Genomic DNA, 7124 nt, shown 5'->3' with positions numbered 1-7124 from the left:
GGCTGCGCGGCGGGCGCCCCGGGTGCGGGCTCGGCCGACGCGGGCTCGACCGCGTCCGGCGCCGTCGCGGCATCCGTCGACGTGGCCGCCGCCTGCTGCGCCTCGAGCGCCGCCTTCGCGAGCGCCGCCGCCTCCTCGGCCTTGCGGATCGCCTCCTCGGCCTGCTTCTGGAGCGCCGCTGCGGCCTCCGCCGCCGCCTGCGCCGCCTGCTGTGCCTGCTGGACCGCGTCATCCGCCATGTCGTGATCCTATCCAGCGAGGCGGTCGCGGTGTCGATACGCGATTGTTACGGGTATTACATCTAGACGTTGTGTAATGGCTGATGTAACGTCACCCTCACCCCCGAGAGAGGACACCCATGATCACTCGCACCGCCGCGACGATCGTCGCAGCCACGGCCGCATTCGCCTGCGCCGTCACCGCCGCGCCCGCCGCTGCAGCGCCAGCCGCAACTCCCGTCGCGACCGCAGGCGCCGCGGCATCCGACTCGAACGCCGGCAGCCTCGTGCTGATCGGCGGCAACCTGAAGGAGGACGCGACGATCCTGCAGCGCATCGTCGACCTCGCCGACCCCGACGGCGACGGCCCGGCGACGGCGCGCATCGCCATCGTGACGGCCGCATCGAGCACCGCGAAGACCGCGGCCGACGCAGCCGACGACTCGCTCAACAATGCGTCGGCGAACGGCCTGTACTACTCGGCCCTGTTCGAGCGCTTCGGCGCCGAGACGTACGCGGTGCCGATCGACACCGCCGTGAACTTCGCCGGCGACCAGTACAAGCCGTCGAACGCGAACGACCCCAAGGTCGCTCGGGAGGTCGCGAAGTCGACCGGCGTGTTCTTCGGCGGCGGCGACCAGATGCGGTACGTGCGCACGCTGTTCGACTGCAAGCAGGCGACCGACGAGGCGTTCACGTCGTGCACCGACACCAAGGTGATGACTGAGATCCGAGGCGTGCTCGACCGCGGCGGCGTCGTCTCGGGCGTGAGCGCCGGAACCACGATCCAGCAGGGCGCGGACATGGTCACGGGCGGCGAGCCGTACCAGGCGTGGCGCGACGGCACGACGCCGGGCTACCTCGACGACGCGGCGGCGCTCGCCCACCTGCCCTACGGCGGGTTCGGGTTCTTCCAGGAGGGGCTGCTCGACAGCCACTTCACCACCTGGGGGCGCCAGGCGCGCATGATCAAGCTCGCCGAGCAGACCGGCCACGACCTCGTCGTCGGCGTCGACGAGACCACCGCGCTCGTCGTCGACCGGGCCACGCGGCAGGGCGAGGTCATCGGCCGCAACGGCGTCTCGCTGCTCGACACCTCGGACACCGTGATCGACGGGGCTGTGGGCACGGGCACCCGCTGGTCGTACCTGGTCTCGGGCGACCACGTGGACTTCGCCACCGGCGAGATCACGCCCGCCTCGCCGCGCACCGAGGGCCGGGGCACGGATGCCGCGCCGGCGCCGATCGCGGACGTCTGGGACTCGATCGACAACCCCGACGCCGGCGTCTACTCGCTCACCGACCTCGCGCTCGCGCTCGTGGGCTCGGTCGCCGACCAGGCGGAGGGCACCACCTTCGAGACCGCCCCGCAGTACCGCACCGTGCTCGACCGCGTCGACGGCACCTCGTGGTGGGACGGCGGCTTCGAGGGCCTCGAGGTCTCGATCGAGCCCGTGGACTGACCACCCGGGTCACTGCGCGCGGCGATGGCCGGGTTCCCCTGCGGACCCGGCCATCGCCGTCTCGCCGCGCCGGCGATCGGCGCACGGGGGGCGATGGTCCCGAGCATGAGCGCACCCCCCGCCTACGCTGGCCGGATGACGGATGCCGCGCTGATCGGACCGGTGGCCGCCCCCGACGTGCACGTGATGTCGTTCAACGTGCGGCGGCGCACCCGCACCCTGCGCCCCGGCAGCCCCGATCGCTGGGACACGCGCAAGCCCCTCGTCCGCCGTCTCCTGCACGCCGAGCAGCCGACCCTCCTCGGCGTGCAGGAGGCGCTCGCCGACCAGGTCGACGTCGTCGAGCACGCGCTCGGACGGCGCTACCGGTGGATCGGCCACGGCCGCAACGCCGCGGGGACCGACGAGCGCTGCGCGATCTTCTACGACGCCGAACGGCTCGAGCTGACCGAATGGCGCCAGCGCGCCCTCTCGGCGACGCCCGACACGCCGGGCTCGCGATCGTTCGGCAACCTCACCCGGCGCATCCTCGTTTCGGCCGAGTTCACCGACACTGCGACGGGTGCACGGCTGCACGCGTTCAACACCCACCTCGACCACCTCTCGTGGCGGTCACGGCTCGCCTCGGCGGCCATGATCCTCGACCTCGTGCAGCGCGCGACATCCGCCGAACCCGACGCCGCGATCGTCGTGACGGGCGACTTCAACGCCGACGTCGACTCGGCCGTGTACCGTCGGCTGACCTCGGAGGGGGTGCTCCGCGACACGTGGGAGGCCGCAGCCGACCAACTGACCCCGCAGTGGGGGACGTTCTCGAACTACCGCCGTCGGCGCCCCGGCGGCAGCCGCATCGACCTCATCCTCGTGGGCCGCGGAGTCGACGTGCGGAGCGCGGGGATCAACGCCGCGAGGTTCGAGGGCAGGGCGGCATCCGACCACGAGCCGGTGCAGGCGGTCCTCCGCCGCGCCGCCGGACCGACGGCTTAGTCTGATGCAATGATCCGGTCGTGGATGCGGCGGCCCGAGGGCCTCGCCGAGATCGTCGCCGACGTGCTGCGCATCGTGGGCGTGGTCAGCATCGTCGTCGCCGGCGTCGGCTGGGGCGTGCTGTCGTCGTTGAGCTTCGTGTCGGCGGTGGCGGCCATGCTGCTCCCCCGCGTGCTGCGCGTGCGGCCGGCGTTCGACATCCTCTTCTGCGTCGCGGTGCTCATGTCGACCTGGAGCAGCGTGATGGGGATCTACTACACGACCCGCTGGTGGGACCTGCCCATGCACTTCCTCACCAACGGCCTCTTCGCCGCCATGCTCTACGTCGTGCTCGTGCGACTCCACGTGCTCGCGGATGCCGAGACCCTGCCGCACCCCGTGCTCTCGGCCACGGTGATGGTCACCGCGCTCGGGTTCTCGATCGGCGTGCTCTGGGAGTTCTTCGAGTGGTTCGGGCTGAACTACATCGACCCCGAGATCTACGTGGGCTACGTCGACACGCTCGGCGACCTCGTGCAGGGCGCGCTCGGATCCATGCTCGCGGGGCTCTCCATGCGATTCCTCGCCGGGCGACCGCGCCCCCGCCGGGTGGCGGAGCGGGTGCCGTCGCCGGAGGCGGGCCGCGCGGCTTGAGCACGTCGGGCCGCGTCGGAACGCGCTGCGTCGTGCGGACTGCGGCACGGATGCTGCAATCGCATCAGCGTCGGAGTCGGCGCGTCCCCGGGCTCGTCTGGCCGGGCTCGTCAGGCGAGGATCGTCAGGGGAGGCTCATCAGGCGAGGATCGTCAGCGGGTGCTCGATGCGGGCGACGAACGCCGCGAGCCAGCGCGCCGCGAGGGCCCCGTCGAGCACGCGGTGATCGGCGGAGAGCGTGACGGTCATGACCGTGCCGACCTCGATGGCGTCATCGACCACGACGGGCGCCCGTCGTGCGGCGCCGACGGCGAGGATGCCCGCCTGCGGCGGATTGATGATCGCGCTGAACTCCTGCGTGCCGAACATGCCGAGGTTGGAGACGGCGAAGCTGCCGCCCTCGATCTCGTGCTGCCGCAGGCCGCCCGAGCGGGCACGCTCGGCGAGGTCGGCGATGCTCCGGCCGAGCGCCGAGACACCGAGCCTCTCGACGCCGCGCACCACTGGGGTGACGAGCCCGTCGTCGAGCGAGACGGCGACGGCGATGTCGACCGTGCGGTGCTGCAGCACGCCCTCGTCGGTCCAGGTGCGGTTCGCCTCGGGCACGTCGACGAACGCGCCGGCGACGGCCTTGACCACGAGGTCGTTGACCGAGACCTTGACCGTGCCCGCGGCGTTGAGCTCGCGGCGCAGCTCGAGGAGCCGATCGACGCGGCAGTCCGCGCTCAGGTAGAAGTGCGGCACCTCGTTCTTGCTCTCCGTGAGGCGGCGCGCGATCGTGCGGCGCATGCGGGTGTGCGGGATCAGCTCGGGCTCGAGACCGCCGGACGCGGCGGGGGCGGCGGCCGCTGCCGGGACGGCGGCCGCCGGCGCGACCGGGGCTTCAGATGCCGCCGGCGCGGCCTGGGCTGCGGGTGCCGGCGGCTCCGCCGAAGCTCCGGATGCCACGAGCGCGGCCGGAGTCTCGGGTGCCGCCGGGGTGGGCGGAGCGGCCGGTGCCTGCGACACAACGGCCAGGAGCGCCTCGAGGTCGCGGCGCACGATCCGGCCGCCGGGGCCGGACCCGGTCACGCCGTCGAGGTTGATGCCACGGTCCCGAGCGATCCGGCGCACCACCGGGCTGACGAACCGGCGACCTCCGGGCTCCGCGGCGGGGGGACCCGCGGGGCCCGGAGGGGTGGCGGCGGCCGGAGCGGCGGCGACCGGCTCGTCGAAGACGGGCTCGGCATCGGCGACCGGCGCGGCGGACTCCGGGTCGGACGGCGGCGCGGCGGCATCCGTCGTCGATGCAGCAGGACCGGGCGGAACGGCAGGAGCCGGCGGCGCGGCGACCTCGCCGGGCTCGCCCATGACGGCGATCGCCGCGCCCACGTCGACCGAGTCGCCCTCGGCGATGAGCAGCTCGAGCACGGTGCCCGCCGTCTCGGCCGCGTACTCGACGACGGCCTTGTCGGTCTCGATCTCGGCGAGCGGCTGGCCGACCGCGACCGAGTCGCCCACGGCGACGAGCCATGCCTGGATGGCGGCCTCGGTGACGTTCGCGAGCACCTCGGGCATACGGATCGTGGTGGCCATCACGCACCTCCCGCGTTCGCGCGCACGGTCTCGAGACCGGCGACGACCTCTTCGGTGCGGGCGATCGCCGCCCGCTCGAGGATCCGCGAGATGGACGGCGACGACTCGGCGCCCGTCACGCGCTGCACGGGCTGGTCGAGCCAGTCGAAGAACCGGCGCTGGATCTCGTCGGCGAGCCAGCCGCCGTAGGAGGTTCCGCGAGCGCCCTGCTCGACGATGAGCACGGCGTTCGTCTTCTTGACGGATGCCTCGATGGTGTCCCAGTCGATCGACGCGCGGTCGAGCCAGCGCAGGTCGATGAGCTCGGCGTCGACGCCGGTCTGCTCGATCGCCTCGAGGCTGTGTCGCACCATGGAGAGGTAGCTGATGACGGTGACCTCCGAGCCCTCGCGCCGGATCGCCGCGTTGCCCGGCGGGATCACGTAGTCGAGGTCGCCCCCGATCACGGTGTCCTTCTCGTTGTAGAGGTCGACGTGCTCGATGACGAGCACCGGGTCCTCGAGGGCGAGCGCGGCGTTCATGAGGCCCACGTAGTCCTCGGCGGTCGAAGGGGCGACGATGCGCCAGCCCGGGCTCGTGGCGAAGATGCCAGCCGGGTCCATGAGGTGCTGCGAGCCGTAGCCCGAGCCCATGGCGATCTTCGTGCGCAGCACGAGCGGCACCGGGTTGTCGCCGCCGAACATGTGCCGTGCCTTGCCGATCTGGTTGAACACCTGGTCGGCGGCGACCCACATGAAGTCGGGATACATGAACTCCACGACCGGGCGGAAGCGGCCGTCGAGCGCCATTCCGCCGCCGAGGCCGGCGAACGCGTTCTCGCTGATCGGCGTGCCGAGCACGCGCTCGGGGAAGGCGGTGGAGAGGCCCTTCGTCGCGCCGTTGGTGCCGCCCTTGAGGCGGTGCACGTCCTCGCCGAGCACGACGATGCGCGGGTCCTCGGCCATGCGACGCTCCATCACACCCGCGACGGCGTCGACGAACTTCAGCTGCTCGCGCGGGCGCGTGTCGGTGAGCGGCTCGAGCGCACGCTGCGCGTCGAGCTCGCTCGCGTCGCCGCGCACGCCCACGTTGACGAATGCGGGGTCGGGCCAGAGCTCGGGGCGGATGCGGCGGCGGCCGGCCTTCTCGGGGTCGGCCTCGAGCAGCTCCGCGGTGGCGGTGTCGATGGCCGCGAGGGCCTTGGCGCGCACGGCCTCGACCTGCTCGGTGGTGATGAGGCGCAGCGCGATCATCTCGCGGGCGACGCGGGCGAGCGGGTCGCGCTCGCGCCAGGCGGCCTCCTCCTCCTTGGTGCGGTAGCCGAAGGCGCTGCCGGGGTACGGGCCGTTCTGGTGGAAGTAGCGGTAGACCTCGGCCTCGATGACGACCGGGCCGTCGCCCGCCCGCATCCGTCGCTCGCCCTCGACCATCGCGAGGTGCACGGCGAGCGGGTCCATGCCGTCGACCCGGTACGACGGGATGCCGAAGCCGAGGCCGCGCGCCGAGAGACGGGTCTCCGCCGTGACCTCCTCGACGTGGGTCGAGACCGCGTAGAGGTTGTTCTCGATGAAGAACGCGACCGGGAGCCTCCACGCCGCCGCGAGGTTCATGGTCTCGAGCACGGACCCGATGTTCGTCGCGCCGTCGCCGAAGTAGGTGACGGTGAGGTCGGAGCCCTCGGCGGCGCCGACGCCGGCGCTGGTCGTCGAGTGCTTCTGCGCCCACGCGTTGCCCGCCGCGAGGGGCACCCCGCCGCCGACGATCGCGTTGGTGCCGAGCGCGCCCGCTTCGAACCACTGCAGGTGCATCGATCCGCCCCGGCCGTGGCAGTAGCCCTGTGCGAGGCCGAGGATCTCGGCGAGGGTGCGCTGGAGCACGACCTGCAGGTCGTCGCCCACGAGGTGGTCGAGATCGAGGCGACCGCCCGAGACGTGCGTGATCGCCTTCGCGAGGAACTGGTGGTGGCCGCGGTGGGAGCCGTTGATGCCGTCGGTGGAGCGCAGCCCCACGATCGAGCCGACCGCGCCGCCCTCCTGCCCGATGGAGGAGTGCGCGGGGCCGTGCACGAGGCCCTCGCCCGCGAGTTCGAGCACGCGCTCCTCGAAGGCCCGGATGAGGTGGAGCTGGCCGAGCATGGTGGCGAGCAGCTCGGGGTCGGCCGCCTTCCAGTCGGCGGCGGTCGTCGTGATCTCGACCCACGGGGCAGCGGGATCCAAACGGCGTTGTTTCGGCATCGACCGGTCCTTCGTCAGGGGCCCGACGCGGCGGC

Annotated in this window: 5 protein-coding genes and 1 pseudogene; 3 read left to right on the top strand and 3 right to left on the bottom strand. The window is 72.5% G+C overall.

Annotation, left to right across the window (positions count from 1 at the left end; genetic code table 11):
* Nucleotides 1-239: pseudogene (locus tag EDM22_RS15570) on the bottom strand (DUF349 domain-containing protein); the annotation flags it as partial.
* Nucleotides 240-358: 119 nt separating this feature from the next.
* On the opposite strand from EDM22_RS15570, the gene EDM22_RS15565 reads away from it, so the two are divergent.
* From EDM22_RS15565 to EDM22_RS15555, 3 genes are all read left to right on the top strand, one after another.
* Nucleotides 359-1681, top strand: coding sequence for a cyanophycinase (locus EDM22_RS15565; protein WP_122938001.1), 1323 nt, complete (start codon nt 359-361; stop codon nt 1679-1681).
* Between the two features lie 105 nt (nt 1682-1786).
* Entirely contained in the window at nt 1787-2668 is an 882-nt protein-coding gene (locus EDM22_RS15560) for an endonuclease/exonuclease/phosphatase family protein (protein WP_245989449.1), read from the top strand.
* A 9-nt stretch (nt 2669-2677) separates the two neighbouring features.
* Nucleotides 2678-3301: a DUF2238 domain-containing protein gene (locus EDM22_RS15555; protein WP_138708107.1), complete on the top strand. Its 624-nt coding sequence runs from the start codon at nt 2678-2680 to the stop codon at nt 3299-3301.
* 138 nt (nt 3302-3439) lie between these two features.
* Here the strand turns inward: EDM22_RS15555 and EDM22_RS15550 are convergent, their stop codons facing one another.
* Nucleotides 3440-4876 carry a dihydrolipoamide acetyltransferase family protein gene (locus EDM22_RS15550; RefSeq protein WP_122937998.1) on the bottom strand — a complete coding sequence of 479 codons (1437 nt, stop codon included), beginning with the start codon at nt 4874-4876 and terminating at the stop codon, nt 3440-3442.
* A complete protein-coding gene (locus EDM22_RS15545) occupies nt 4876-7089 on the bottom strand; it encodes an alpha-ketoacid dehydrogenase subunit alpha/beta (RefSeq protein ID WP_122937997.1) in 2214 nt (737 codons plus the stop codon). Before EDM22_RS15545 ends, EDM22_RS15550 begins: the two co-directional genes overlap by 1 nt.
* Between the last annotated feature and the right edge of the window lie 35 nt (nt 7090-7124).

It is taken from the genome of Agromyces tardus, assembly GCF_003710805.1.
In the GTDB taxonomy this organism is placed as follows: Bacteria; Actinomycetota; Actinomycetes; order Actinomycetales; family Microbacteriaceae; genus Agromyces; species Agromyces tardus.
The sequence above is the reverse complement of the archived record's forward strand: the minus strand, read 5'-3'. Positions and strand labels throughout refer to the sequence as shown.

Bases quoted from the DNA above. Each gene is read 5' to 3' on its own strand.
- EDM22_RS15565 (WP_122938001.1), top strand. From the start codon at position 359: ATGATCACTCGCACCGCCGCGACGATCGTCGCAGCCACGGCCGCATTC.
- EDM22_RS15560 (WP_245989449.1), top strand. From the start codon at position 1,787: ATGAGCGCACCCCCCGCCTACGCTGGCCGGATGACGGATGCCGCGCTG.
- EDM22_RS15555 (WP_138708107.1), top strand. From the start codon at position 2,678: ATGATCCGGTCGTGGATGCGGCGGCCCGAGGGCCTCGCCGAGATCGTC.
- EDM22_RS15550 (WP_122937998.1), bottom strand. From the start codon at position 4,876: ATGGCCACCACGATCCGTATGCCCGAGGTGCTCGCGAACGTCACCGAG.
- EDM22_RS15545 (WP_122937997.1), bottom strand. From the start codon at position 7,089: ATGCCGAAACAACGCCGTTTGGATCCCGCTGCCCCGTGGGTCGAGATC.